The sequence below is a fragment of the Streptomyces umbrinus genome (assembly GCF_030817415.1).
Classification (GTDB): Bacteria; Actinomycetota; Actinomycetes; order Streptomycetales; family Streptomycetaceae; genus Streptomyces; species Streptomyces umbrinus_A.
Map to the genome: position 1 here is coordinate 8,727,013 of NZ_JAUSZI010000002.1, position 25,498 is coordinate 8,752,510.

24 protein-coding genes are annotated in these 25,498 nt (G+C 70.7%); 11 read left to right on the plus strand and 13 right to left on the minus strand.

Annotation, left to right across the window (positions count from 1 at the left end; translation table 11 throughout):
* Positions 1-56: 56 nt before the first annotated feature.
* On the minus strand, positions 57-1,481 hold the full coding sequence (pdxR, locus tag QF035_RS38535) for a MocR-like pyridoxine biosynthesis transcription factor PdxR (RefSeq protein ID WP_307525663.1): 1,425 nt from the start codon (positions 1,479-1,481) through the stop codon (positions 57-59).
* A gap of 47 nt (positions 1,482-1,528) precedes the next feature.
* Between pdxR and QF035_RS38540 the strand changes: the two genes are divergently transcribed.
* Complete coding sequence (locus tag QF035_RS38540; RefSeq protein ID WP_307525665.1) at positions 1,529-2,005, plus strand: carboxymuconolactone decarboxylase family protein; 477 nt, start codon at positions 1,529-1,531, stop codon at positions 2,003-2,005.
* Positions 2,006-2,068: 63 nt separating this feature from the next.
* Here QF035_RS38540 and QF035_RS38545 read toward each other — a convergent pair whose 3' ends face one another.
* From QF035_RS38545 to QF035_RS38565, 5 genes are all read right to left on the minus strand, one after another.
* Entirely contained in the window at positions 2,069-3,556 is a 1,488-nt protein-coding gene (locus QF035_RS38545; RefSeq protein WP_307525666.1) for a glutamate synthase subunit beta, read from the minus strand.
* Positions 3,557-3,769: 213 nt separating this feature from the next.
* On the minus strand, positions 3,770-4,249 hold the full coding sequence (locus tag QF035_RS38550; RefSeq protein WP_307525668.1) for an anthrone oxygenase family protein: 480 nt from the start codon (positions 4,247-4,249) through the stop codon (positions 3,770-3,772).
* 311 nt (positions 4,250-4,560) lie between these two features.
* Entirely contained in the window at positions 4,561-5,262 is a 702-nt protein-coding gene (locus QF035_RS38555; protein WP_307525671.1) for a DUF2293 domain-containing protein, read from the minus strand.
* A gap of 57 nt (positions 5,263-5,319) precedes the next feature.
* On the minus strand, positions 5,320-5,715 hold the full coding sequence (locus QF035_RS38560; RefSeq protein WP_307525673.1) for a PPOX class F420-dependent oxidoreductase: 396 nt from the start codon (positions 5,713-5,715) through the stop codon (positions 5,320-5,322).
* Between the two features lie 78 nt (positions 5,716-5,793).
* Positions 5,794-6,435 carry a uridine kinase gene (locus tag QF035_RS38565; protein ID WP_307525674.1) on the minus strand — a complete coding sequence of 214 codons (642 nt, stop codon included), beginning with the start codon at positions 6,433-6,435 and terminating at the stop codon, positions 5,794-5,796.
* 332 nt (positions 6,436-6,767) lie between these two features.
* On the opposite strand from QF035_RS38565, the gene QF035_RS38570 reads away from it, so the two are divergent.
* Entirely contained in the window at positions 6,768-7,196 is a 429-nt protein-coding gene (locus QF035_RS38570) for a CBS domain-containing protein (RefSeq protein WP_269654330.1), read from the plus strand.
* A gap of 66 nt (positions 7,197-7,262) precedes the next feature.
* Here QF035_RS38570 and QF035_RS38575 read toward each other — a convergent pair whose 3' ends face one another.
* Complete coding sequence (locus QF035_RS38575) at positions 7,263-8,390, minus strand: magnesium and cobalt transport protein CorA (protein ID WP_307525677.1); 1,128 nt, start codon at positions 8,388-8,390, stop codon at positions 7,263-7,265.
* 235 nt (positions 8,391-8,625) lie between these two features.
* Between QF035_RS38575 and QF035_RS38580 the strand changes: the two genes are divergently transcribed.
* Positions 8,626-9,420, plus strand: a complete 795-nt coding sequence (locus QF035_RS38580) for a methyltransferase domain-containing protein (protein ID WP_307525679.1) — start codon at positions 8,626-8,628, stop codon at positions 9,418-9,420.
* A 148-nt stretch (positions 9,421-9,568) separates the two neighbouring features.
* On the opposite strand, the gene QF035_RS38585 is transcribed toward QF035_RS38580, so the two are convergent.
* Positions 9,569-10,513, minus strand: coding sequence for a carbohydrate kinase family protein (locus tag QF035_RS38585; RefSeq protein WP_307525681.1), 945 nt, complete (start codon positions 10,511-10,513; stop codon positions 9,569-9,571).
* Positions 10,510-11,415 carry a pseudouridine-5'-phosphate glycosidase gene (locus QF035_RS38590; RefSeq protein WP_307525683.1) on the minus strand — a complete coding sequence of 302 codons (906 nt, stop codon included), beginning with the start codon at positions 11,413-11,415 and terminating at the stop codon, positions 10,510-10,512. The genes QF035_RS38585 and QF035_RS38590 overlap by 4 nt, the downstream gene beginning before the upstream one ends.
* Positions 11,416-11,514: 99 nt before the next feature.
* Here QF035_RS38590 and QF035_RS38595 point away from each other — a divergent pair, with 99 nt between their 5' ends.
* Positions 11,515-11,943, plus strand: coding sequence for a VOC family protein (locus QF035_RS38595; RefSeq protein WP_307525685.1), 429 nt, complete (start codon positions 11,515-11,517; stop codon positions 11,941-11,943).
* Positions 11,944-12,026: 83 nt separating this feature from the next.
* Here QF035_RS38595 and fdhA read toward each other — a convergent pair whose 3' ends face one another.
* The 4 genes from fdhA to QF035_RS38615 form a co-directional block, all read right to left on the minus strand.
* Positions 12,027-13,253, minus strand: a complete 1,227-nt coding sequence (gene fdhA, locus QF035_RS38600) for a formaldehyde dehydrogenase, glutathione-independent (protein WP_307525686.1) — start codon at positions 13,251-13,253, stop codon at positions 12,027-12,029.
* A 117-nt stretch (positions 13,254-13,370) separates the two neighbouring features.
* The gene (locus QF035_RS38605; protein ID WP_307525687.1) at positions 13,371-14,678 is read right to left on the minus strand and encodes an MFS transporter; all 1,308 of its coding nucleotides are present in this window, start codon (positions 14,676-14,678) and stop codon (positions 13,371-13,373) included.
* Positions 14,679-14,895: 217 nt separating this feature from the next.
* Entirely contained in the window at positions 14,896-15,450 is a 555-nt protein-coding gene (locus QF035_RS38610) for a methylated-DNA--[protein]-cysteine S-methyltransferase (protein ID WP_307525689.1), read from the minus strand.
* Between the two features lie 91 nt (positions 15,451-15,541).
* Positions 15,542-16,417 carry a glycerophosphodiester phosphodiesterase gene (locus QF035_RS38615; protein ID WP_307525690.1) on the minus strand — a complete coding sequence of 292 codons (876 nt, stop codon included), beginning with the start codon at positions 16,415-16,417 and terminating at the stop codon, positions 15,542-15,544.
* A 276-nt stretch (positions 16,418-16,693) separates the two neighbouring features.
* Between QF035_RS38615 and QF035_RS38620 the strand changes: the two genes are divergently transcribed.
* The 7 genes from QF035_RS38620 to QF035_RS38650 all read left to right on the plus strand — a co-directional run bounded on the left by QF035_RS38620 (position 16,694) and on the right by QF035_RS38650 (position 25,434).
* Positions 16,694-17,560: an MHYT domain-containing protein gene (locus tag QF035_RS38620; RefSeq protein ID WP_307525692.1), complete on the plus strand. Its 867-nt coding sequence runs from the start codon at positions 16,694-16,696 to the stop codon at positions 17,558-17,560.
* A gap of 40 nt (positions 17,561-17,600) precedes the next feature.
* Positions 17,601-19,739: an excinuclease ABC subunit UvrB gene (gene uvrB, locus QF035_RS38625; RefSeq protein WP_307525694.1), complete on the plus strand. Its 2,139-nt coding sequence runs from the start codon at positions 17,601-17,603 to the stop codon at positions 19,737-19,739.
* A 140-nt stretch (positions 19,740-19,879) separates the two neighbouring features.
* Positions 19,880-20,458 (plus strand): TerD family protein, encoded by a 579-nt coding sequence (locus tag QF035_RS38630; protein ID WP_055615261.1) that lies wholly within the window; start codon positions 19,880-19,882, stop codon positions 20,456-20,458.
* Positions 20,459-20,503: 45 nt separating this feature from the next.
* Positions 20,504-22,540, plus strand: coding sequence for a TerD family protein (locus tag QF035_RS38635; protein ID WP_307525696.1), 2,037 nt, complete (start codon positions 20,504-20,506; stop codon positions 22,538-22,540).
* Between the two features lie 286 nt (positions 22,541-22,826).
* Positions 22,827-23,828: a TerC family protein gene (locus QF035_RS38640; RefSeq protein WP_189840446.1), complete on the plus strand. Its 1,002-nt coding sequence runs from the start codon at positions 22,827-22,829 to the stop codon at positions 23,826-23,828.
* Between the two features lie 131 nt (positions 23,829-23,959).
* Entirely contained in the window at positions 23,960-24,262 is a 303-nt protein-coding gene (locus tag QF035_RS38645) for a hypothetical protein (RefSeq protein ID WP_307525698.1), read from the plus strand.
* A 71-nt stretch (positions 24,263-24,333) separates the two neighbouring features.
* A complete protein-coding gene (locus QF035_RS38650; RefSeq protein ID WP_307525700.1) occupies positions 24,334-25,434 on the plus strand; it encodes a calcium:proton antiporter in 1,101 nt (366 codons plus the stop codon).
* Positions 25,435-25,498 lie beyond the last annotated feature (64 nt).

Consider the following 25,498-nt stretch of genomic DNA (forward strand, 5'->3'; position numbering starts at 1 on the left):
AACTGCTCCTCCACCAGTACTCACCCGGTACCCGGTACTCACTCCGCACCCGGTGCTCACGGTGGCGGCAGCGCCGCGCACAACGCCTCCAGCGCGGCCCCGTACGCGTGCTCCGAAGGCGTCGCGTACCCCACGACCAGACCGTCCGGCGCGGGCATGGTCGTCTCCGAGTGCCGGAACTCCGGATGCCGGAACTCCGCGAGCCCGTCCAGCGCGAGGCCCTGCCACACGGCGGCCTTCACCGCGGACTGCTCGCTTCCGGGCGGCAGCCGCAGCACCGCGTGGAGCCCGGCCGCGATCCCGGTGACCTCGACGTGCGGCGCGTGCACGGCGAGCGCGTCGACCAGCCGGTCCCGCCGCCTCCGGTACCGCTGGCGCATCCGCCGCACATGACGGTCGTACGACCCCGAGGCCACGAAGTCCGCGAGCGTCAACTGGTCCAGGACGCTCGCCCACGCCTCCCGCTCGCCCTTGACCTCCAGGACCCCGTCGACGTACCGCTCCGGAAGGACCATCCAGCCCAGCCGCAACGCGGGCGACAGGCTCTTGCTGACCGAACCGATGTGGACGACCCGCTCCGGGTCCAGGCCCTGTACGGCCCCCACGGGCTTGCGGTCGTAGCGGAACTCCCCGTCGTAGTCGTCCTCCAGAATCACCCCTCCACGCGCGCGTGCCCAGTCGATCACGGCGGCCCGCCGCGCGGGATGCAGTGGTCCGCCGGTCGGGAACTGGTGTGCCGGCGTGAGCAGTACGGCCCGCTCCCTGCCCAGGCCGTCGACCCGGGCGCCGTCCTCGTCGAGCGGCAGGGGGACGGTCCGCACGCCCGCCGCCGTCAGCAACTCGCGGTGGAAGGCGAGGCCGTACGACTCGACGGCCAGCGGACCCCGCAGCACCGTGGGAAACAGCAGGCGCAGGGCGTGCGCGAAGCCGGAGCAGATCACGATCCGCCCCGGCTCGGTACGGACGCCACGCGCGCGTGCCAGGTACTCCGTGAGCGCCACCCGCAGTTCGATCCGGCCGGCCGGATCACCGGGCCCGAACGCCTCGTTGGGGGCCTCCCGCAGAGCCCGCCGGTACGAGGCCAGCCACGCCGCGCGCGGGAACGACGACGCGTCCGGCGTGCCCTGCCGCAGGTCGTGGCGCGGTCCACGCGCGCGTGGGGGTGCCTTTTTGGGTACGCGCGCGTTCGCGGCCAACGGCTCGGCGCGCTCGGCGACCAGGGTGCCCGAACCCTGCCGCGCGGTCAGCCAGCCCTCCGCCACGAGCTCGGCGTACGCGTCGGCGACAGTGTTGCGGGCCACGCCCAGGTCGGCGGCGAGCGAGCGGTACGGAGGGAGCCGGGTACCCGGGGCGAGGCGCCCACTGCGGACCGCCTCACGCAGGGCGCGGATCAGAGCGGCGCGGCGACCACCCGGACCGGACAGTTCCAGATGCAGATCGGCGCCGATGCGCTCCGCGGAATTGACCCATGAATCTGCCATGGAAATGCACCCTACAGAGGGTCTTTCAGGCTCGTAGATTCATGGTCATGACGACGAACACGACGCACACCACGACGAACGCCCGGATCGACTTCGCGAAGGCCGCTCCGAAGGCGTTCCGCGCCCTCGTCGGCTTCGACATCGCGGCCCGCGAGGGGCTCGACCCGGCCCTCGTCGAACTGATCCAGATCCGCGCCTCGCACCTCAACCACTGCGCGTACTGCCTCCACATGCACACCAACGACGCGCGCAAGGCCGGCGAGTCCGAGGACCGGCTGCACATGGTCGCCGTGTGGCGCGAGGCCCCGCACTTCTTCACCGAGAAGGAGCGCGCGGCCCTCGCCCTGACGGAGGCGGTGACCCTGGTCGCCGACGGCGGCGTCCCGGACGACGTCTACGCCGAGGCCGCGGCCAGGTTCGGCGAGAAGGAACTGGCCCAGGTGCTGGCACTGATCTTCGCGATCAACACCTGGAACCGGGTCGCCCTGGCGACGGCGAAGAGGGCGGGGACGGACGAACGCTGAAGAGCGGGAGCCGAGCGGTGGGCGGTGGGCGGGTGGCTGGTGGGCCGCGGGCGTCGGCGCCGGTTACGCGGTCATCGGGCGGTCGTACGGCCCGATCGGCGCCGGCAGCCGAGAGGTGCCCGTCAGCCGGCGGTCCACCGCCGCCGCCACCGCCCGCCCCTCGGCGATCGCCCACACGATCAGGGACTGGCCGCGCGCGGCATCCCCGGCGGCGTACACGCCGGGCACGTTCGTCGCGAAGTCCGCGTCGCGGGTGATCGTGCCACGGGGATCCAGGGCGAGTCCGAGCTGATCGACGAGGCCGTCGGAGCGGTCGGGGCCGGAGAAACCGAGCGCGAGCAGCACGAGGTCGGCCGGGAGCACTCGCCCGGTCCCGGCGCGCGGGCGGCGCTCCGCGTCGACCTCGACCAGATGCAGCGATCGCACCCGCCCTGCCGCGTCACCGGTGAAACGGAGCGTCGACGCCGCGAAGAGCCGCGCGTCCGCGTCCGCCGCGGGCGCCGTCTCCAGGTCCCGGGCCTCCTCGTGCGCGGCCGACAGCCGGTAGATCTTCGGGTACACCGGCCACGGGTCGGCGTCCTCGTCCCGCTCCGCGCCCGGCTGCGTATAGATGTCCAACTGCGTCACGGACTTCGCGCCCTCGCGCACCGCCGTACCCAGACAGTCGGCACCCGTGTCACCGCCACCGACGATCACGACATGCTTGCCCGCCGCCGACAGCGGTGACGTCTCCAGATCCCCCTCGCACACCCGGTTGGCCAGCGGCAGATACTCCATCGCCTGATGGATCCCGCTCAACTCCCGCCCTGGGACCGGCAGTTCACGCCAGGCCGTGGCACCCACGGCGAGGACGACCGCGTCGTACCTGGCCCGCAACTCGGCCGCCCCGACGTCCCGGCCGACGGCGGTCGACGTACGGAACTTCGTTCCCTCGGCCCGCATCTGGGCGACCCGCCGCTCCAGGTGCCGCTTCTCCATCTTGAACTCGGGGATCCCGTACCGCATCAGCCCGCCGATCCGGTCGTCCCGCTCGTACACGGCGACCGTGTGCCCGGCCCGGGTCAGCTGCTGCGCCGCGGCGAGCCCCGTGGGCCCCGAGCCGATCACCGCGACCGTCCGGTCGGACAGCCGGTCCGGCGGCCGTGGCGGCGCGAATCCGTCCTCCCAGGCCCGGTCGGCGATGGCGGCCTCGACGTTCTTGATGGTGACCGCCGGCTGGTTGATCGCCAGGACACAGCCCGCCTCGCACGGCGCGGGGCACAGCCGGCCGGTGAACTCGGGAAAGTTGTTCGTCGCGTGCAGCCGGTCGCTCGCCGCCCGCCAGTCGTCGCGCGAGACCAGGTCGTTCCATTCGGGGATCAGATTGCCCAGCGGGCAGGCTTCGTGGCAGAACGGGACACCGCAGTCCATGCACCGGTCCGCCTGCGTGCGGATGATCGGCAGCAGAGCCCCCGGGACGTACACCTCGTCCCAGTCATGGACCCGCTCCCCGACGGGGCGCCGCGGCCACTCCTCGCGGGAGGCATTGAGGAAACCCTTGGGATCGGCCACGGCCGTCTCCCTCACGTACGTGAACGGTGCCCCTGCGGTCTCCGTCTCCGACGCCATCGTCCGGGCGGCGGGCCGAGGGCCTGTCGGCAGACTCTTCCCGCCACGATACGACGCCGTGGCCGCGCCCGCCTCGGGCGTGCGCGGGCACATCCACCGCGGGCACATCCACCGGGGGCGCGGCCACGTGGGCCGACGAGCGCGACCGCGTACGCCTCAGGTCAGCGCCAGTACGTACGAGATCGACGCGGCGGCCGACGCGACCGTGCGGACGTGGTTCCACATCGACCACTCGCTCACATACGTGGGCCAGTACGCGACGGCCTCCGACGTACCGGCCTCCATCGTGGCCAGCTTGTTGTTGCGCGGGACGTTCGCCGCGATGGTGACCCCGAAACAGCCGAACAGATACAGCGCGCTGCCCAGCAGCATCTCCACCGTGCCCTCGTCGGGCCACAGCACGAAGGTGACCACCGCGAGCACGGCGCACATCACCGCCGAACCGATGAACACGAACATGAACGCCGGCATCAGCGCGGTCACGTTGATCGCCTGCATGGCGGCGACTCCCTGCGCCGGCGGCAGCGCGGCGAGCCCCTTCATCACGAACGTCGAGAACCCACAGAAGACACCGGCCACCAGCCCGGTGCCGAGCACCCCCACCACGGTGATGACGAAGTACGGTCCCTCGATCATGGCAACTCCCGCGTAAGTAAACCCTTGGGCAACAACTCGCGCACCGCTCCCAGAACCGCCGGTCCGGACGACCCCGAACCCCAAGATCCTGCCCGGCACTCCCTGTCACCACAAGTGAAATGCCGTACGGGAAGGGTGACCATGGCCGAGGGGCTCGGGGGCATGTTCGGTCGTCTCGGGCGGGGTCCGGGGCAGGGTCCGGGGTGGCCCCGGAGGTGGGGGCGGCCGGAGAGGCAGGGTGTGGTCGAGGGCTGTTCGGGTGAGGGGCTGGGGGTGGGGTGGCAGCCGCTCGGCAGTCGGCTGCTGCTTGCTCACGCCCGTGGTGCCCCGCCCGTGCCCGCGCGCCACCCCGCGAGCGTCGTCTCGACCGTGGGCGCGATCCGGCGTCGGGCCTCATGCCGCGGAACGCCGCTCATCAGCAGCTGGTCGTACGGGGTGTCCGTGTGCCGGACCGCGGCGCGCACCGCCGACGTCACCGCACCCTCGGACAAGGCCCGCCCGGCGGCACTGCGGCCCACCCGCCCGCTGCCCCGTACCGAGGCGTGCCCGGCGATCGCGCAGGCCCGATCGTCCGGACAGCCGGGAAAGAGCCGCCGGATCTCCTTGGCGAACGCGTCCGTGAACCGCAGATCCTCCGCGGCCCGCCGCCGCGCGTCCCGGGCCCGGCGCCGCCGCCGCGCCTCCGCGTCCGCGAGACAGCGCTCCTCGGCCCGCGCGAGCGCCGCCTCCTCGACGAGCACACCCTGCCGCTCGTACCGGCCCCGCCGCCGGTTGAACCGTACGACCACCGCCGACAGCGTGCTCCCCTCCCGCGACCTCCGCGTCAACGCCGTGTCACCGCGCGGCAGAAACACCAGGTGCCCGAGGTCGGCGCAGTCGAGACACCGAGGCGTCCCCTCCTCCAGCACCAGCAAGGAGAGCGGCCCGCCCCGGCACTCGGCACAGTGCCGCCGCTTGACCGGCTGGACGACGAGAAGTCCGGTGCGGGTCGGGGGAGTTGTCGTGGTCGTCATGGGTGTGTCATTCCCGCCCGGCGAGGCGGCCCGTCCGGTTCACGCCGAGAATCCGGTTCACGCCGAGAAGCCGACGATCCGTTCGGGTACGACACGGACGATCACGCGGACCTCGTCGTCCTTCTCCGAGGGCGGGTCGATCCCGAGGTACTTGTGCGAGAGCTCGTGCGGGAGGCGCTTGCCCTCGTCGGGGAGGATCTCGGCGGTGCCGCGGATCTCGACCGAGGTGTAGGGGTTGGCGAGGTCGTAGACCGAGACGCTGATCCGGGGGTCGCGCCGGAGGTTACGGATCTTCTGCCGACCGTCGGTGGAGGAGAAGAGGACGGTGTCCCCCTCACGTTTGAACCAGACCACCGAGTTCTGGGGAGCACCCCCGGGACCGAGAGTGGCGACGCTGGCGAAGTTCTTGCCGTCGAGGAGCGCACGGACCGAGTCGTCGAAGGAGATCGTCATGCTGCCAGAGTAACTATATGCGCGTGCATATAAAAGTCCTTTCGGGTGAGAATCGCGAGATCGAAGCCCGGCCTCGGGTCAGCCGTTCCACGCCGGGTGGCGTGGGTCGTCCGCGCGTACCAGGACGTCGGCCGCGTCGCCCGGCGCCGTCTCGCTCTCGTAGCGCTCGTACGCGGGAAGCGTCCAGTGCTCGCCCTCGGGGGTACGCCGTCGAAGCGCGGCCGGTGAGAGGCGTACGTGGACGGTGAGGTCGAACGGGAACCAGTGATGCAGCAGCAGTGGACCGTGTATCAACAGCACCGCACCGGGCGGTAGTTGGACGTACGGGCTGCGGGTTGCCCGGTCGGTGGCCGGGTCCCAGAGGTCGGGCAGTACACGGCCGTCGCCGCCGGCTTCCAGCGGACCGAAGACCTCGCGCCACAGGGCACCGGTGTCGAACCAGCCGTCGTAGTACGCCTCGACGTCCTGATGGCCGTACTCGAACCGGAGCGAGGCGGGCCGCAGGAAGTCCTCCGTGCCGACGACGAGTGCGGACCGGCCCCGCAGGCGCAGGGCCTCGGCGACGAGTTCGGCGAGATCACCGGGCCGGGCGGCCGGAGCCCCGTCGAAGGCGATGCGCGGCCAGGGGCTGCCGTCGGCCGGCTTCAGATCGAGCAGCCGCTCGGCGAGGAGGTCGCCGAGCCGTTCCCAGGTGATCGCTTCGAGTCGCACCCGTCCCATGATGCCGCGCGGGTGAACGGGTGTGGACGGGCGGTCTGGGCGGACGAATGAATGGGGGAACCCGGGTGGACGATGGAAAGGGGAGAGCCCGGGCGGACGGATGGGCGAGGAGAGACCGGCAGGACAGGTGGGCGGGAGAGGTCGGCCGGGCGGGTGGGCGAGGAGAGACCGGCCGGACGGGTGGGCGGGGAGTGGTGGGGCGGGCCGGGATGTCAGGCCGAAGCGGCGAACTTCCGGGTGCGTATCTCCCCGTACCGGGCGAGAATGTAGGGCGCCGGGACTAGCGGTGCCTCCCCGCGCCGCGCCGGCCGTCCGGCACCGGGAGGTACTACATGACCACCGCCGGAGACATCATGCACCGCGGCGCCCAGTGGATCCCCGCTCACGAGACGCTGGACCGTGCCGCCCAGCTGATGCGTGAGCTCAACGTGGGCGCGCTGCCCATCAGTGACGAGAACGAACGGCTCTGCGGCATCCTCACCGACCGGGACATCGTGGTCGGCTGCGTGGCCATGGGCCACGACCCGGCACGCATCACCGCGGGGGAGATGGCCAAGGGCACACCGCGCTGGATCGACTCGAGCGCCGACGTGAGCGACGTACTGGGTGAGATGCAGGGGCACCAGATCCGCCGCCTTCCTGTGATCGAGAACAAGCGCCTGGTCGGGATGATCAGCGAGGCCGACCTGGCCGCGCATCTGACGGACGAGCAACTCGCGGGCTGGGCCGAGAGCGTCTACGCGAAGAGCGCGGCACGCTGACCCCGACGTCCCCACGGCACGACCGGGACACGCGCTCGTCCGGCCACGCGCGCCGGACGAGCGGTGTCACAGCCAGCCGTTGCGCTTGAACCCCCGGTAGAGCGTGGAGCACGCGACGGCGATGATGCCGACGGCCAGGCCGTAGCCGAACTTCCAGTGCAGCTCCGGCATGTAGTCGAAGTTCATGCCGTAGACCCCGCAGACCATGGTCGGCACGGCGATAAGCGCCGCCCAGGCCGTGATCTTCCGCATGTCCTCGTTCTGCGCGACGCTGACCTGCGCGAGATGCGCCTGCAGAATCGAGTTGAGCAGTTCGTCGAACGCGGCTATCTGCTCGGCGGCCCGCAGCTGGTGGTCGGAGACGTCGCGGAAGTACGCCTGTATCTCCGGGTCGATCACCCGGATCGGCCGGGTGGCGAGATCCATGATGGGGCGGCCCAGCGGGACCACCGCCCGCTTCAGCTCAAGGAGTTCACGCTTGAGCTGGTAGATGCGCCCGGGGTCCGCCCGCGCGCCGTTCGCGGCGAACACATCCGTCTCGACCTGGTCGATGTCCTCCTGCACCGAGTCCGTGACGTTCAGATAGTCGTCCACCACATGGTCCGCGATCGCGTGCAGCACCGCGGCCGGGCCCTTGGCGAGCTGCTCGGGGCGGGCCTCCAGCTCCTCGCGCAGCGGACCCAGCGAACCGTGCCTGCCGTGCCGCACGGTGACCACGAAGTCCTGGCCGACGAACACCATGATCTCGCCGGTGTTCACCACCTCGCTGGTCGCGGTCAGTTCGGTGTGCTCGACGTAGCAGACCGTCTTGAACACCGCGAACAGCGTGTCGCCGTACCGCTCCAGCTTCGGGCGCTGATGGGCGTCCACCGCGTCCTCGACCGCCAGCGGGTGGAGGTCGAACAGCTCGGCGATGCCCGCGAACTCCACTTCCGTCGGCTCGTGCAGTCCGAGCCAGACGAATCCGCCGTCGGCCTTGCGGATCCGCTGCACCGTCTCGACCAGATCGCGGCCGGCCGGGACCCTCGCCCCCTCTTCGTACGCCACGCAGTTCACCACCGCGGTGCCCAGCGGAGACCGGGCGGGATGACTCAGATCGACACGGGCGCGCCGTCGTGTCAGCCGTGCCACCCTGCGCAGGCCGCCGACCTTGCTCAGGCCCGTGACCCTTCGCAGATTCCCTGCCATGGACATCTGGATCTCCTCGCGTGGATCTCCTCGCGCCGCACTCTGCGCCTTGCCGCGGCCAGTCTGCCAGGATGTTTTGACGGCCGGGTAAGCCTGTGGGAACGGAACATTCCGCTCCGGATTCACCACCTCGACCGGTACTGACGTGGCGTCGACGGCCGTCGGCGGGCCGAGCGCGACGCGCTTGACCTCGGGAGCGTCAACCATCATGGACAAGCGGGACAACTGGGATGATCGACGCATGACGCGAACCGACGGGTACCTCCTCGACAACCGGCAGACCGAGGCGGGGCAGCGTTTCGACGCCCTCGCCGCTCTCTTCGACCCCACGACGTTCCGGCACATCGAACGGTTCGGCATCGGATCCGGCTGGCGCTGCTGGGAGGTCGGCGCGGGCGGCACGTCCGTGGTGTCCTGGCTCGCCAAGAAGGTCGGCCCCACCGGCAAGGTCGTCGCGACGGACATCGACACCTCCTGGGCCACCTCGGCCGTCCGCCCGCCGATCGAGCTGCGCGTGCATGACGTGGGTGTGGACGAACCGCCGGGGGAGGGCTTCGACCTCGTGCACGCGCGGCTCGTCCTGGTCCATGTGGCGGACAGGGAGCGGGCGTTGCACTCGATGATCAGATCGCTGCGGCCCGGCGGCCGGCTCCTGGTCGAGGACGCCGACCCGGCGCTCCAGCCGCTGGCCTGCCCCGACGAGCGCGGCCCCGAACAGCAGTTGGCCAACCGGCTGCGCCACGGGTTCCGTGACCTGCTCACCGAACACGGCGCCGACCTCGCCTACGGGCGTCGGCTTCCGCGTCTGCTCCGCGAGGCCGGGCTGCGGCAGGTCGAGGCCGACGCGTACTTCCCGATCACCTCGCCGGCCTGCGGTGCGCTGGAGTCCGCGACGATCCGTCAGGTCCGCGACCGGCTCGTCGCTGCGGGCCTTGCCACGGACCAGGACATCGACCGGCACCTCGCGAACGTGGCCGCGGGCGGGATGGACCTGGCCACGGCGCCACTGATCTCGGCGTGGGGGCGCAAGGTGTAGCAGGGCGTGGTGAGCGTGCAGTGCCCGGCGGGAGCCGAAAGGCTTGCGCCTCGCCGCTGCGGACCTCGGACGCTCACGCCTTCGTGGTCGGCCCGCGGTGGTCGGGGCGGCCCGCGTCGGTCCGGGTCGGGCCGCGGGCCCGGGAGGCCTACGTGTTCATCGCCGGCCTCCCGCCCACCTGTTCCACCGCCCGTGCCCCGGCCCGGCATCCCTCCGCGGCGGCTTCCTCCGGCCGGGTGCCCCCGATGAGCGCGGCCAGGAAGGCGCCGGTGAAGGCGTCCCCTGCACCCGTGGTGTCGACCGCTGTCGCGGGCACCGCCGGAACCCGGGCCCGGACCTCCCCCGACCGGGCGACCAGGGCTCCGGCCCCGCCCTGTTTGACGACCACCAGCGGGACGTGGCGGCTCAACTTGGCCGCCGCGTCCGCCGGATCGGGCAGACCGGTCAGCAGGCAGGCCTCGTCCCGGCTGGGCAGCAGGACGTCGATGCCCTCGGTGAGTGCGAGGAAGCGGGCCACCCCCAGCTCCGCGAGGAATCCCGCCGACGCGGGATCCACACTCACCGGCACCCCACGCGCGCGTGCCGACTCCAGCGCCACGGCCACCAGCGCACGGCTCGGTTCGGAGAAGAACAGATAGCCCGACAGATGCAGCCGGGCGACACCGTCCAGCAGCGACTCGGACCAGTCGCCGGGGGCGAGCCGCATGGACGCGCCGCTGTTCGTGAGGAAGGTGCGCTCCGCCGAAGCGCCCGTGTCCACCAGACAGATCACCGTCCCGGTCGGCGCCTCGGGGTCGATGACCAGGAGGGCGCGCACTCCCGAAGTGGCCAGCTCGCGCTCGTGCCACGCGGCGGAGTCCATGCCCACCTTGCCGAGCAGCCGTACCTCCGTGCCGTCCCGGCGGGCCGCCCAGCACGCGACGTTGGCACCCGCGCCGCCCGGCACGGTCCGGACGACGGCGGCCGTGTCGGTGCCGGACGCGAGCGGCCCACGGTGCCGGGCGACGATGTCCGTGACGACGTCGCCGACGACCAGGAGAGCCCCGCCGGGAGCACTGCCGGGAGCCCCGCCGGGTCCGCTCGCCCCGCTCACGCGCCTGCCCAGGCCGTCGCGATCCGCCCCGCGAGCCGTACGTTGCCGCGTACCGCCGCCAGATTGGCGCTCAGTGACGCCCCTTCGGTGTGGCGCACCAGATAGCCGAGGAGGAACGGTGTCACCGCCTGGCCGCTCACGCCCTCCGCCTCGCACGCGTTCAGAGCGTCGGCGAGCACGCGCGCGTGGAGCTCGGGATCGAGCTGCTCCGCCTCCGGCACCGGGTTGGCGACGATCAGCGCCGACTCGGGCCCGTCGAGCGCGTCCTGCGCACGCATGACGGCCGCGACCTCGCCGGGCGACTCCAGGGTCCAGTCCACCGGGTGACCCGAGTCGGACAGATAGAAGCCGGGGAAGCGCGTTGTCCCGTATCCGGCGACCGCGACCCCCAGCGTCTCCAGCCGCTGCAGGGTCGCCGGCACATCCAGGATCGACTTCACCCCCGCGCACACCACCGTGATCCGGGTGCGGGCCAGGAGCCCCAGGTCGGCGGACTCGTCCTGCGTCACCGTCCACTCCCGGTGTACGCCGCCGAGCCCGCCCGTCGCGAACACCCGTACGCCCGCCTGTGCGGCCAGCAGCGCGGTCGCGGACACCGTGGTCGCCCCGCTGACTCCCGCGGCGACCGCGAGCGGCAGATCGCGATGCCCGAGCTTGCGGATGCCGTCCTCGTTGGCGACCCGCTCCAGCTGCTCCTTGTCGAGACCCACGTGGGGCTGCCCGTCGAGCACGGCGATCGTCGCGGGAACGGCACCCTCCTGGCGTACGACGTCCTCCAGTTCCAGTGCCACCTGGAGATTGCGCGGACGCGGCAGCCCGTGCGCGATGATCGTGGACTCCAGTGCCACCACGGGCCGCCCCGCGGCGAGCGCCTCCCGTACCTCTTCGGAAACCACCAGCACGCGCGTGCCTCCTGTCTGTCGGTTCTCCCCTCATCCCTGGCGGGCGACGCGCCCGGCCAAACCCTTGCGACCAGCACAACGGGGCAGCAGCCTGAGGCCATGACGGACAACTCGACACGTCTCGACCATGTCGTCCTCTGGGTACGCGACCCCGTGGCCTCGGCCGACTTCTACGAGAAGGCGCTGGGCCTTGAGTCCATCAGGGTCACCGAGTTCGCCGCGGGGAAGGTGGCCTTCCCCTCCGTGCGCCTCAACGAGGAGACCATCTTCGACCTCGCGCCCCTGACGATGGCCCCTCGCATGGACGTCGTCCCCGACGCGGCCGCCAGCGCGGGCCATCCGGTCAACCACGTCTGCCTGTCCCTCCCGGGCGAGGACTTCGACGCGCTCCGCGCCCGCCTGGAGGAGCGTGCCGTCCCCCTCTCGGACTTCACTCATGACGCGTACGGCGCCCGCGGAAAGGCCAAGCGGAGCTTCTACTTCCGGGACCCGGACGGGAACGTCTTCGAAGCGCGGCACTACGAGTAGCCCGCAGGACCAAGAGTGGCTCTCGGACTGGGGAAAGGGGTGTCCACGCGCGCGTGGACACCCCTTCGGCCTTCCGGGCCCGCTCAGACAGGCCTCGCTCCGTTCAGTGCCCCATGCGGGTCGAGGACGTACTTGCGGCTGGCGCCCTGATCGAACTCGGCGTAGCCGCGCGGAGCGTCCTCCAGACCGATCACCGTCGCGTTGACGGCCTTGGCGATGTGCACCCGCTCGTGCAGGATCGCCTTCATCAGGCCCCGGTGGTACTGCATCACCGGGCACTGACCGGTCGTGAAGCGGTGGCTCTTCGCCCACCCCAGACCGAGCCGGACCTTCAGCGTCCCGGTCCGCGCGTCCTGGTCGATCCCGCCGGGGTCGTCCGTGACGTACAGGCCCGGAATGCCGAGCGCGCCACCCGCGCGTGTGATGCCCATCAGCGAGTTGAGGACCGTGGCGGGTGCCTCCGGGGCATCGGGCCCGTGGGCCCGCGCCTCGAAACCGACCGCGTCGACGGCCACGTCCACCTCCGGCTCACCCAGGAGCTGGTCGATCTGCTCGCCCACGTCGCCCCGGCTGACGTCGACCGTCTCGCAGCCGAAACTCCTGGCCTGCGCGAGACGTTCTGCGTTCAGGTCACCGACGATGACGACGGCGGCGCCCAGCAGCTGCGCCGACGCCGCGGCCGCGAGACCGACCGGCCCCGCCCCGGCGACGTACACCGTCGAGCCGACGCCGGCGCCCGCGGTCACCGCGCCGTGGAACCCGGTCGGGAAGATGTCCGACAGCATGGTCAGATCGAGGAGCTTCTCGCGCGCATGGTCCCGGTCCGGGAACCGCAGCAGGTTGAAGTCCGCGTACGGGACCATGGCGTACTCCGCCTGGCCGCCGACCCAGCCGCCCATGTCGACATAGCCGTAGGCCGCCCCGGGGCGGGCCGGGTTGACGTTCAGACAGATGCCGGTCTTGCGTTCCTTGCAGTTGCGGCACCGTCCGCATGCGATGTTGAACGGCACCGAGACGATGTCCCCGACCTCGACGAACTCGACGTCCGGGCCTCGCTCCACGACCTCCCCGGTGATTTCGTGCCCGAGGACGAGCCCCTCGGGCGCTGTCGTCCGGCCGCGCACCATGTGCTGGTCGCTGCCGCAGATATTGCTGGCGAGCACCTTGAGGATGACTCCGTGCCGGCACTTGCGGCCGATGTTCGCGGACGCCACCCCTGGCCCGTCCTGCAGTTCGAGCGTCGGGTAGTCGATGGTCCTGACTTCCACCGCGCCCGGCTTGAGATACGCGACTGCCCGGTTCCCGCTCATACGTGATCGCCGTCCCTTCGGCCCCCGTGACTTCGGATGCCAGTGGCTGTGCGCATGGCGGAGTCTGCTACCGCCGCACCGTTCCGGCCAGCCTTCGCGCGGGTCTCCGTGCGTACGTCACGATGTGGCGGTCCGGCCCCGGGTGAACAGCGCCAGGGCGCCGAGCGGCAACAGCAGACAGGCGGCGACGAGGTTCAGCCAGCCGTAGCTCGCCTGGGCGACGACGAGGCCGGCCGCCGCGCCGCCGAGTCCCGCCGCCGTGTTCATGGTCAGGTCGGACAGCCCCTGTGCGGCGGCGCGCGCGGGCTGCGGCACGGAGTCCGTCAGGAGCGCGGAGCCGGAGACGAGACCGGCCGACCAGCCGAGACCCAGGACGAAGAGCCCGACGGCGGTCTGCGTGTGACTGGCGCCCGCCGTGCCCGCGAGCAGCGCCGCGCAGGCCAGCAGCCCCACGGCAAGACCGATCACCGGCAGCCGCCCGAACCGGTCGGACAGCCGTCCCATGACGGGCGAGAACGCGAACATGCCCGCGATGTGGATGCTGATGACCAGCCCGATCAGATCGATGCTCGCGCCGTGGTGACCGAGATCGACCGGCGTCATCGACATCACCGACACCATCGCCGTGTGCGAGACGGCCACGGTCACCAGGGCCAGCCGGGCCCGCGGCGAGGCCCGGACGGCGGCCGCCCCCGCCCGTATGGAACGCGCGGCGGGGGACTGCTCCTCGACCGGCGCCAGCGCACGCGCGGTGAGCAGCGGGTCGGGCCGCAGCAGCACCGCGACCAGGAGCGCCGATATGAGGAAGACCCCGGCCGCCCAGAGGAACGGTCCCGCCGCCTCCGGTATGCCGAGCCCGGAGACGCTGCGGCCGGCGGGCGCGGCGATGTTGGGGCCGAGGACCGCGCCGATCGTCGTGGCCCACACGACGTTCGAGATGGCCCGTGCCCGCCGCTGCGGCTCGGCCAGGTCCGCTGCCGCGAAGCGCGCCTGCAGATTCGCGGACGAGGCCGCGCCGAACCCCGCCATGCCGAGCAGCAGCAGCGGAAAGTTGTTCATCCCCGCGGCGACCACGACGATCCCCGCCCCCAACGCTCCGATGAGGTACGCCAGCACGAGCCCCGGCCGACGGCCGCGCGCGGTCATCAGCGCGGCGAGTGGCACGGAGAGCACGGCCGTCCCCGTGACCGTCGCGGTGGGCGCCAGCCCGGCCAGCGACTCGGTGCCGGCGACCTCCTGGGCCAGTACGACCGCGAGCGCGATGCCCGTGGCCACACCGAGCCCGCCGAGGATCTGGCTGGCGACGAGAACCGCGGATATCCGGCGCCGCAGGGCCGGCAGTGCCTCCGCGTCGACAGGCCCGGCGACCGGCCGCTCGACGGCGGTCACCGAGACCGGCCCGGGGCGTCGCAGCCGAACGGGCATACTGCGCCTGGTCCTGCGGCCCGCACCATTTCGGGCACATGCCCGCGCGTGATCGATGTGGTCACCGGCGCATCCTCCCCCTTGTCCTGAGCTCAGGACACCTTCACGACAACAGCGACCGCGCCCCCACGGCCGAGCGCTTCGAGACACCCCTCAGCACGGAGGCGCCTTCCCCCCAGGCACCCTTCCCGCAGGCACCTTCAGCACCGAGGCACCCTCAGAACAACGGCTCTGGCAGCACGCCTTCCAGCGCCAGCAGCTTCCGCTTGGTCTCCAGGCCGCCCCCGAACCCGCCGATCCCGCCGTCACTCTCCACCACCCGGTGGCACGGCACGACGACCGGCAGTGGATTGGCAGCCATGGCCATGCCCACGGCCTGGGCCGCCCCCGGCTGGCCGACCCGCCGGGCCAGGTCGCCGTACCCCACCACGGAGCCGTACCGAACGCCGGACGCCAGCTCGCGCAGCACCTGGCGGTTGAACCCGGAGATCAGGGACCAGTCCAGCGGCAGCTCGAAGTCCTTGCGCTCGCCCGCGAAGTACGCCGCGATCTGGCGTATCGCCTCGGCCAGGAGCGGGGACTCCGGTGCCTCGACGGGCTCGGTGCCGAACCGGGATCCGAGCCGGTCGAGGGTCTTGTCGCACACCGCGTCCGTGGCGTGGAAACCGACGCTGACCAGGCCTTCGCCGGTCGCGGCCAGCAGCAGCGGACCGATGTCGCTGTCGACGACGGTCCACACCACTCGCTGCTCGTTCTGCCCATGGCTGTCCATGCGCTCCACGGTACGGCGCACCACTGACAACGCCGGTGGCACGGACGCATGCGAGCGTCCGTGCCACCGGCGGGAGCTGGTGAAGGCGGGTTCAGCGCTCGTTCAGCGCCTCCCGCACCACGTCCGGCTTGTTCGTGATGACGCCGTCCACGCCGAAGCCCTCGACGCGCCGTGCGTCCGCCGCGGTGTCGACGGTCCAGGTGGAGATCTCCAGCGGCTTGCCGTGCGGCCCTTCGAGCGCGTGGATCGCGGTGACGTAGCCGAGGGAGATCGTCGTGTGCGACGAGTTGATCTGGTCGGCGAACTGCGCGTACGCGGGCAGCTCCGCGACCGGCGGCGTACCCAGGAAACCCGTCTTGATGTCGGGCCGCAGCGCGTGCACCGCCCGAATGCTGTCCGCGCTGAAACTCTGTACGACCAGCTTGCTCCGAACGTGGGCCGGACCGAGCCAGCCCTCGTTGCTGAGGACCTTGAGGGTCTCCCGCTCGATGCCCGGGTAGAGCGCGGGATTCTTGATCTCCAGGACGAGTTTCTGGTGATTGCGTGAAACCCGGTTCATGTACTGCGTCAGGGTCGGTACGCGCGCGCCCGCGAACCGGGGGCTGAACCAGCTGCCCGCGTCGAGGCGCGCGATCTCCGCGGCGGTGAAGTCCTTGACCTTCCAGGGCGCCCGCCCGGGGAAGACCTCCTCGACGTCGGTCGTGCGGGTCAGGCTGTCGTCGTGGATCACCACGAGCTCGCCGTCCTTGGTGCGCTGGACGTCGTTCTCGACCCAGCGGAACCCTAGGTCGTCGGCCTTGTCGATGGCGGCCAGGGTGTTCTCGGGGGCGTAGGCCGAGGCGCCGCGGTGGGCGATCACCTGAGTCCGGTCGGTGTCCGGCGCGGCGTGGGCGGTGGGTGCGGGGAGAACAACGACAGCGGCTCCCAGGAGCGCGGTGGTCGTGGCGGCGGCAGCGCGCGCGTGCATGCGTACTCCTTGCGTCTGTGTTCACGGACCGTCCTAGAGTGACAGCAGAGGGTCAACAGTAGGGGGGTGCAGGATGGCCACAGATTGAATGGAGTTGCCCATGTCCGATCACGCGTGCCGCACAAGTGCGGCAAGGCCGTGATTCTTTGCCGGAAAATCGTTCGAGCGTTCCGGGGCGAGTCATACTCTCTGCGTCAACCCTGACCGCCGTGGCGGTCCTGGGACGGGGCATCTCACGAATTTCCGGGACTCAACAGGGCGGAAGGGCAACCGCGCATGCAGGGCACGATCGACGGATTCAGCTACGGACTCGTCACGCCGCTGGTGGCGTATCTGATGGCCTGCCTCGGTGGAGCGCTGGGCCTGCGCTGCACCACGAGATCGATGCTCGTCACCCGCTCCTGGCGACCGGGCTGGCTCGCCCTCGGATCGGCGGCGATCGGTTCCGGCATATGGACCATGCACTTCATCGCGATGATGGGTTTCTCCGTCCAGGGAACCCCGATCCGCTACGACAAACTGACGACGTTCGCGAGCCTCGGCGTCGCGATCGTCATGGTCGGCATCGGAATCTTCATCGTCGGCTACAAGGGAGCCTCCGGAACGGCCCTGTTCACAGGGGGCACCATCACCGGCCTGGGTATCGCCTCGATGCACTACCTGGGTATGGCCGGAATGCGACTCAACGGAAAGCTCGAGTACAACACCTTCACCGTTTCCGCCTCGGTCGTCATAGCCGTCGTCGCCGCGATCGCGGCCCTGTGGGCGGCAGGTCAGGTCCGCGGCTTCATGTGGAGCGTGGGCGCGAGCCTCGTCATGGGGCTTGCCGTCAGCGGCATGCACTACACCGGCATGGCCGCCCTCAACGTCCATCTGCACGGCGCCGCCAGCACCCCGTCCGGGGACTCGCCCGCGACCCTGCTGGCCCCCCTGATGATCGGCCCGCTGGCCTTCCTGTTGCTGGCCGGCGTCGTCGTGATGTTCGACCCGCTGATGGTCATGGGCAAGCCCGACTGGAGCCCCGCCGAGCAGAAGCCCGGCATCCCGGCCCACACAGTCCGCCACACCGGCCGCCGGTCCGTGCCCGGCCAGCGCCGCCGGAGCTCCAGGCGCACCGGCTCCCGCACCCCGCAGAACTGGTGACGCGACCCGGTTGTCAGTGCGGGGTCGTACGGTGGAACCCATGCGGCCCGTATCCAAGATCGAACGCACGGTGGCGCCCTTCGAGGTCGTCAGCCCCTACCAGCCCAGCGGCGACCAGCCCGCTGCCATCGCCGACCTCGAGCGGCGTATCCGCGCAGGTGAGAAGGACGTGGTCCTGCTCGGCGCGACCGGCACCGGCAAGTCCGCCACCACCGCGTGGATGATCGAGAAGCTCCAGCGCCCCACCCTCGTGATGGCACCGAACAAGACGCTGGCCGCCCAGCTGGCCAACGAGTTCCGCGAGCTGCTGCCGAACAACGCCGTCGAGTACTTCGTCTCGTACTACGACTACTACCAGCCCGAGGCGTACGTCCCGCAGTCGGACACCTACATCGAGAAGGACTCCTCGGTCAACGAGGAGGTGGAGCGCCTGCGCCACTCCGCGACCAACTCGCTGCTCACCCGCCGGGACGTTGTCGTCGTCGCCTCGGTCTCCTGCATCTACGGCCTGGGTACGCCGCAGGAGTACGTGGACCGCATGGTCAACCTCAAGATCGGCGACGAGATCGACCGGGACGACCTCCTGCGCCGCTTCGTCGACATCCAGTACACGCGCAACGACCTGGCCTTCACCCGCGGCACGTTCCGCGTGCGCGGCGACACCATCGAGATCTTCCCGGTCTACGAGGAGCTGGCCGTCCGCATCGAGATGTTCGGCGACGAGATCGAGGCCCTCTCCACGCTGCACCCCCTCACCGGCGAGATCATCAGCGACGACCAGCAGCTGTACATCTTCCCGGCCACGCACTACGTCGCGGGGCCCGAGCGCCTGGAGCGCGCCGCCAACGACATCGAGAAGGAACTGGGCGAGCGCCTCTCGGAGCTGGAGAAGCAGGGCAAGCTCCTGGAGGCCCAGCGCCTGCGGATGCGCACGACGTACGACCTCGAAATGCTCCGCCAGATCGGCTCCTGCTCGGGCGTCGAGAACTACTCGATGCACTTCGACGGCCGCGAGCCGGGCTCCCCGCCGAACACACTGATCGACTACTTCCCGGACGACTTCCTGCTCGTCATCGACGAGTCGCACGTCACGGTCCCGCAGATCGGCGCGATGTACGAGGGCGACGCCTCCCGCAAGCGCACCCTCGTCGACCACGGCTTCCGGCTGCCGTCCGCCCTGGACAACCGCCCCCTGAAGTGGGAGGAGTTCCAGGAGCGCATCGGCCAGGCCGTCTACCTGTCGGCGACACCGGGCAAGTACGAGCTCTCGCGCGGCGACGGCTTCGTCGAGCAGATCATCCGCCCCACCGGCCTCATCGACCCCGAGGTCGTCGTCAAGCCCACCGAGGGCCAGATCGACGACCTGGTGCACGAGATCCGCAAGCGCACCGAGAAGGACGAGCGCGTCCTGGTCACCACCCTCACCAAGAAGATGGCCGAGGACCTCACCGACTACTTCCTCGAACTGGGCATCCAGGTCCGCTATCTGCACAGTGACGTCGACACCCTGCGCCGTGTCGAACTGCTGCGCGAGCTGCGGGCCGGCGAGTTCGACGTCCTCGTCGGAATCAACCTCCTCAGGGAGGGCCTCGACCTGCCCGAGGTCTCCCTGGTGTCGATCCTCGACGCCGACAAGGAGGGCTTCCTGCGCTCCGGCACCTCCCTGATCCAGACCATCGGCCGCGCCGCCCGCAACGTGTCCGGTCAGGTCCACATGTACGCCGACAAGATCACCCCGGCGATGGAGAAGGCCATCGAGGAGACCAACCGCCGCCGGGAGAAGCAGGTCGCGTACAACACGGAGAGGGGCATCGACCCGCAGCCCCTCCGCAAGAAGATCAACGACATCGTGGCGCAGATCGCCCGCGAGGACGTCGACACGGAACAGCTGCTCGGCTCGGGCTACCGCAAGTCGTCGGACGGCAAGGGCGCCAAGGCCCCCGTGCCCGCGCTCGGTGGAAAGGCGGCCAAGGGCGCCAAGTCCGCCAAGGGCAAGGCCAAGGAGACCGTCCCGACCGACCGGCCCGCGGCGGAACTCGCCGAGCAGATCGAGGAGATGACGGAGCGGATGCGCGCGGCCGCCGCGAACCTGCAGTTCGAGATCGCCGCGAGGTTGCGTGACGAGGTCTCGGAGATGAAGAAGGAACTGCGACAGATGAAGGAAGCCGGCATCGCCTGACACCCGGAGTGGCGCGCTGTGTTGCAAGACCGACACAAAGTGTGCACCAGGGTTCGGCGCTGTCAGTGGCTCTGCGTAGGGTTGCTGGTCAACCGCAGGACTCTGCGGCAACAGGGGACAGTTCGAGAGGGGAACAGCGCGTGACGGTCAACATGACCAAGGGTCAGGCCATCAGTCTGCAGAAGAACGACGGAGGCACGCTGACCGCGGTCCGCATGGGGCTCGGCTGGCAGGCCGCCCCGCGACGTGGCCTGTTCGGCTCTCGCACCCGTGAGATCGACCTCGACGCGTCCGCCGTGCTGTTCGCGGACAAGCAGCCGGTCGACGTGGTGTTCTTCCGCCACCTCGTCAGCGACGACGGCTCCGTGCGCCACACCGGTGACAACCTCGTCGGCGGCGTTGGCCAGGGCGGCGACGACGAGGCGATCCTCGTCGACCTCGCGCGCATCCCGGTCCACATCGACCAGATCGTCTTCACCGTGAACTCGTTCACGGGCCAGACCTTCCAGGAGGTGCAGGACGCGTTCTGCCGCCTGGTCGACGAGACCAACGGCCAGGAGCTGGCCCGTTACACGCTGGCCGGCGGCGGCCAGTACACGGCGCAGATCATGGCGAAGGTCCACCGCGCGGGCGCGGGCTGGCAGATGACCGCTCTCGGTACGCCGGCCAACGGCCGCACCTTCCAGGACCTGATGCCGGCGATCCTGCCGCACCTGTAGGCAGCCCGGCACCCGGCGCACGAGTACATAGGGGGAACGAAGGCGATGACGGCTGAGCTGGTCCGGGGGCAGAACCACCCGCTGCCCCAGGCCCGACTTGAGATCCGGGTGTCGGCCGGAAAACCGATCGTGGCCGGGGCCACGCTCAGCGACGAACAGGGCACGGTGCACGGTGTCGAGTGGGTGGCCCACCCGGGCTCACCCACTCTGCCCGGTCTGGAGGTCTCCAAGCAGGCGGCGGCGGACCACCGCCTCGCGTGCGACCTGGACGCCCTGCCCGAGTCCGTGCACCGGGTCAGCGTGCTGCTCGCGCTGCCGTCCGGAGGCAGCGGGCCGCTCAGGTTCGGCTCCGTCGCCGCGCCCTTCGTCGCGGTCACCGGACTCGACGGCTCCGAGGTCGCCAGCTACACGATCACAGGACTCGACGCGGAGTCGGCCGTCGTCGCACTGGAGCTCTACCGCAGGCAGGGTGCCTGGAAGGTCCGCGCCGTGGGCCAGGGATACGCGGGCGGCCTCGCCGAACTCCTCGCCGACCAGGGCCTGCCCGAGGCCCGTCAACTCGCGGGCAGCATCAACGACGCGGTTGCCCAGGGCCTCGCCCGGTCGGTGGCCGCACCTCCGCCGCGGACGTCGGAGGGCGACCGCTCGCGGCACGCCGCGACCCCGGCACTGGGTCAGAACCAGGGCGGAGCCACGCCCCAGGGCGCCCCCGGCCACGTATCGCCGCAGCACGGACACCCGGGCGGGCCGGGACACACGGCGTCCGGCACTCCCGGTCACGCCACACCGCAGGGCGGCCACCCCGGAGGACCCGGGCAGCCTGACCCGTCCGCGGTCACCCAGCCCGCCGGTGCCGGAGGCCCTGTCGACTACAGCCACCCGGGACGGCAGGCCGCCGCGCCTCCGCCGCCCCCGCCGACAGCGCCCCCGGCCCAGCCGGGACAGCCCGCGCAGCCCGTCGCGGGCGACGCGACCGGCTGGTCGATGGAGGAGCGCCTGTACAACCAGGTGTGGGGCATGTTCGAGGACCTGGCCCGCGCCACGGCCGCGTACCGCAGTGCGGTCGACTTCGCCGAGTCGCGTATGGAGCAGGAGCTCGACAAGGTCCTGTCCGACCCGCGCAGCCGCATCGGCGGCCAGGGCGACGCGGCGCGTGAGGCCGCCCGCGCCAAGCACTCCCAGCTGATCGACCGGGCCAGGGAGGCCCTCGACCGCGACCTCGCCCAGCTCACCGCCGAGGCGGAGGTCGTCGAGCCCGCACTCCCGCCCGCCTTCGCACGCTGGGACAACCCCGTCTGGCACGGCTACCGGGTCCCGATGGAGATCCCCATGGCCCTGCGCCTGGGCGACCTCCACCTGCCCGAGAGCGCGGGCCTGAGCATTCCGATGCTGGTGCGGCTGCCGCTGGAGCGCGGTCTGTGGATCGACAGCGGACGCTCCGGATCCTTCGACGGTTCGATCGCCGACTCCGACGACCTGCGCCGCCTTGGTATGGACACCGCTGTGGCGATCGCGGCCCGGCTCCTCGCCGTCTATCCGGCAGGCGAGTACACGCTGCATGTCATCGACCCGGCGGGCTCCGGCGCCTCCTCCCTCGCGCCTCTCGTGCAGGCCGGTGTGCTCAACGGCCCGCCGGCCGCCGGTGCCGCCGGGGTGACCGACGTGCTGGCCCGGCTCACGCAGCGCGTCGATCTCGTACAGATGGCGATCCGCGGCGGCGCGGCCGACTCCCTGCCGCCCGACCTCGACACGGCCGAGCAACTGCTGATCGTCAACGACTTCCCGCACGGTTTCGACGACCGTGCTGTGACCCGGCTGCGCTATCTCGCGGACGAGGGCCCGGCCGTCGGCGTCCACCTCATGCTGGTCGCCGACCGGGAGGACGCCACCGCCTACGGGCCGCTGCTCGACCCGCTGTGGCGTTCGCTGCTCCGGCTCACGCCCACGCCCGACGACCACCTGGCCGACCCGTGGGTCGGGCACGCGTGGACCTACGATCCCTCGCGCGTCCCCCCGGGCAGCCAGGTGCTCCAGCACGTCCTCACCCAGGTCGCGGCGGCCCGCCGCTCCTGGAACCGCTGAGGCTCCGCGCACCCTTTACCAAGAGTTCTTCAAGTCGCCTGACCAGCGCTTTTGGCTCTTCTTTTACTAATCTCTTTACCTTTCCTTGGTGATTGGGGTACTGTCGTCCGTGCGGAGGGGAGTACTCCCTACCTACTGCGGCGTACCCGTCAATACGGATCTGGCCAGATCCCGGGGCGTCGGCCCGAGTGCACCGGGCGCATCGCGCGCCCCACCTGCATCGGGTGGAAGAGACCTCCGGCAGCGACGACGCTGACACTTGCCGTTACGTACTGCCGGAGGCGCAGTGGATGTTTCCGTGACCCTTTGGGTCCTGACGATCGTGGGCCTTGCCGCCCTCATCGCGGTCGATTTCTTCATCGGCCGCAAGCCGCACGACGTATCAATCAAGGAAGCCGGAATCTGGACGATCGTCTGGATCGTCCTGGCCGGGCTGTTCGGCCTCGGACTGCTCGTCTTCTCCGGAGGCCAGCCCTCGGGAGAGTTCTTCGCCGGCTTCATCACCGAGAAGTCGCTGAGCGTCGACAACCTCTTCGTCTTCGTCCTGATCATGGCGAAGTTCTCGGTGCCGTCCCAGTACCAGCAGCGGGTGCTGCTGGTCGGTGTGCTCATAGCCCTCGTCCTGCGCGCGATATTCATCGCCGCGGGCGCCGCGATCCTCGCGAGCTTCGCGTGGGTGTTCTACATCTTCGGCGCGTTCCTCATCTACACCGCCTGGAAGCTGATCCAGGAGGCCCGGGCCGACGAGTCGGACGAGGACTGGGAGGAGAACAAGCTCCTCAAGGCCGCCGAGAAGCGCTTCGGAGTCGCCGACCGCTACCACGGCACCAAGCTGTGGATCCAGCAGAACGGCAAGCGAGTCATGACGCCGATGCTGGTCGTCATGCTGGCGATCGGCACCACCGACGTGCTCTTCGCACTCGACTCGATCCCGGCGATCTTCGGCCTGACGCAGGACCCGTACATCGTCTTCACGGCCAACGCGTTCGCGCTGATGGGTCTGCGGCAGCTGTACTTCCTGATCGGCGGACTCCTGAGGAAGCTGGTCCACCTCAGCTACGGCCTGTCGGTGATCCTCGGCTTCATCGGCGTCAAGCTGGTGCTGCACGCGCTGCACGAGTCCGGCGTCCACGTCCCGGAGATCTCCATCCCGGTCTCCCTCGGCGTGATCTGCGCGGTCCTGGTGGTCACCACGATCACCAGCCTGATGGCCTCCAAGAAGCAGGCGGCGGCCGAGGCGGCGCAGAGCGACGACGAAGGCGCTCCGAAGGACAGCATCGAGGCCTGACCACGTCGGACGTAGAAACAACCAGCACCGGGAGCGGCCCGCGGCGAATTGCCGACCACCGCTCCCGGTGCTTGCTTGTCTACTGAGCGCGTTTCCCGGCCCGGGGACGCCGTGGCCGGATGGAGACACCGATGAAGTTCGTGCAGATCATCGACTTCGAGACCGAGCGCCTGGACGAGATGCAGCAGCTGCTCCAGCAGGCCGGGGAGCGCAACGCCGGCAAGCCGGGTGGGCCCACGCACCGCGTGCTCCTGCAGGACCGCGACAACCCCCGCCGCTATCTGGCCCTGATCGAGTTCGATTCGTACGAGGAGGCCATGAGCAACAGCGACGACCCCGAGACGTCCAAGCTGGCCGAGCAACTGGGCGCGCTGTGCGTCGGTGAGCGCGTCTACACCAACTGCGACGTGCGGGAAATGGGCCCGCTCAAGTAGCCCATGCGTTCCGTGAACGGGGCCCGTGCGACCGGAGTGCGGGTCCCGTTCACCTCTGCGACGATCGCTGCATGATCGTTCGGCTCCGGTCACTCGTGACGCAGTGGACGGCCGTCGTGCCCGCGCTGGCGGTCGTCCTGCTGGTCTTCACCTGGGGCCGCGATCTGCCCGGCGCCGTCGTCGCCGTGGTGACGCTGGTACTGGCCGGGGCCGTGCTGGCAGCCGTCCACCACGCCGAGGTCGTCGCGCACCGGGTCGGCGAACCCTTCGGCTCACTGGTCCTCGCCGTCGCCGTCACGATCATCGAGGTCGCGCTGATCGTCACCCTGATGGCGGACGGCGGCGACAAGAGCTCCACACTCGCCCGCGACACCGTCTTCGCGGCCGTGATGATCACCTGCAACGGCATCGTCGGCCTCAGCCTGCTCGTCGCCTCACTGCGGCACGGGCTCGCCGTCTTCAACGCGGAGGGCACCGGCGCAGCCCTCGCCACCGTCGCGACGCTGGCCACGCTCAGCCTGGTGCTGCCGACCTTCACCACCAGCAAGCTGGGCCCCGAGTTCTCCACGGCCCAGCTCACCTTCGCCGCCCTGTCCTCGCTCGTCCTCTACGGCCTGTTCGTGGCGACCCAGACCGTGCGGCACCGCGACTACTTCCTGCCCATCACCCGGCAGGGCGAGGTCATCGACGCCGACGACCATGCCGACGCCCCGTCCTCCAGAAGCGCGGGCATCAGCCTGGGACTCCTGGGCCTGGCCCTCGTCGGCGTGGTCGGTCTCGCGAAGGGCGTGTCGCCCACCATCGAGTCCGGGGTCGAGGCGGCCGGGATGCCGCACTCCGTGGTCGGCGTGATCATCGCCCTCCTCGTCCTGCTCCCCGAGACGATCGCCGCATTGCGCTCCGCCCACCGCGACCGGGTGCAGACCAGCCTCAACCTCGCCCTCGGCTCGGCGATGGCCAGCATCGGCCTCACCATCCCCGCCGTGGCTGTCGCCTCCATCTGGCTCTCCGGCCCGCTCGTCCTCGGCCTCGGCGCCACCCACATGGTCCTGCTCGCCCTGACCGCGGTGGTCAGCTCCCTCACCGTGGTCCCCGGCCGCGCCACCCCACTCCAGGGCGGCGTCCACCTGGTCCTGTTCGCGGCGTACTTGGAACTCGCGATCAACCCGTAGAAGTCGGGGCCTGGGCCCCGAAGGGGCGCGGGGAACTGCGCGACCAGCCACAACGGCCCGCAGT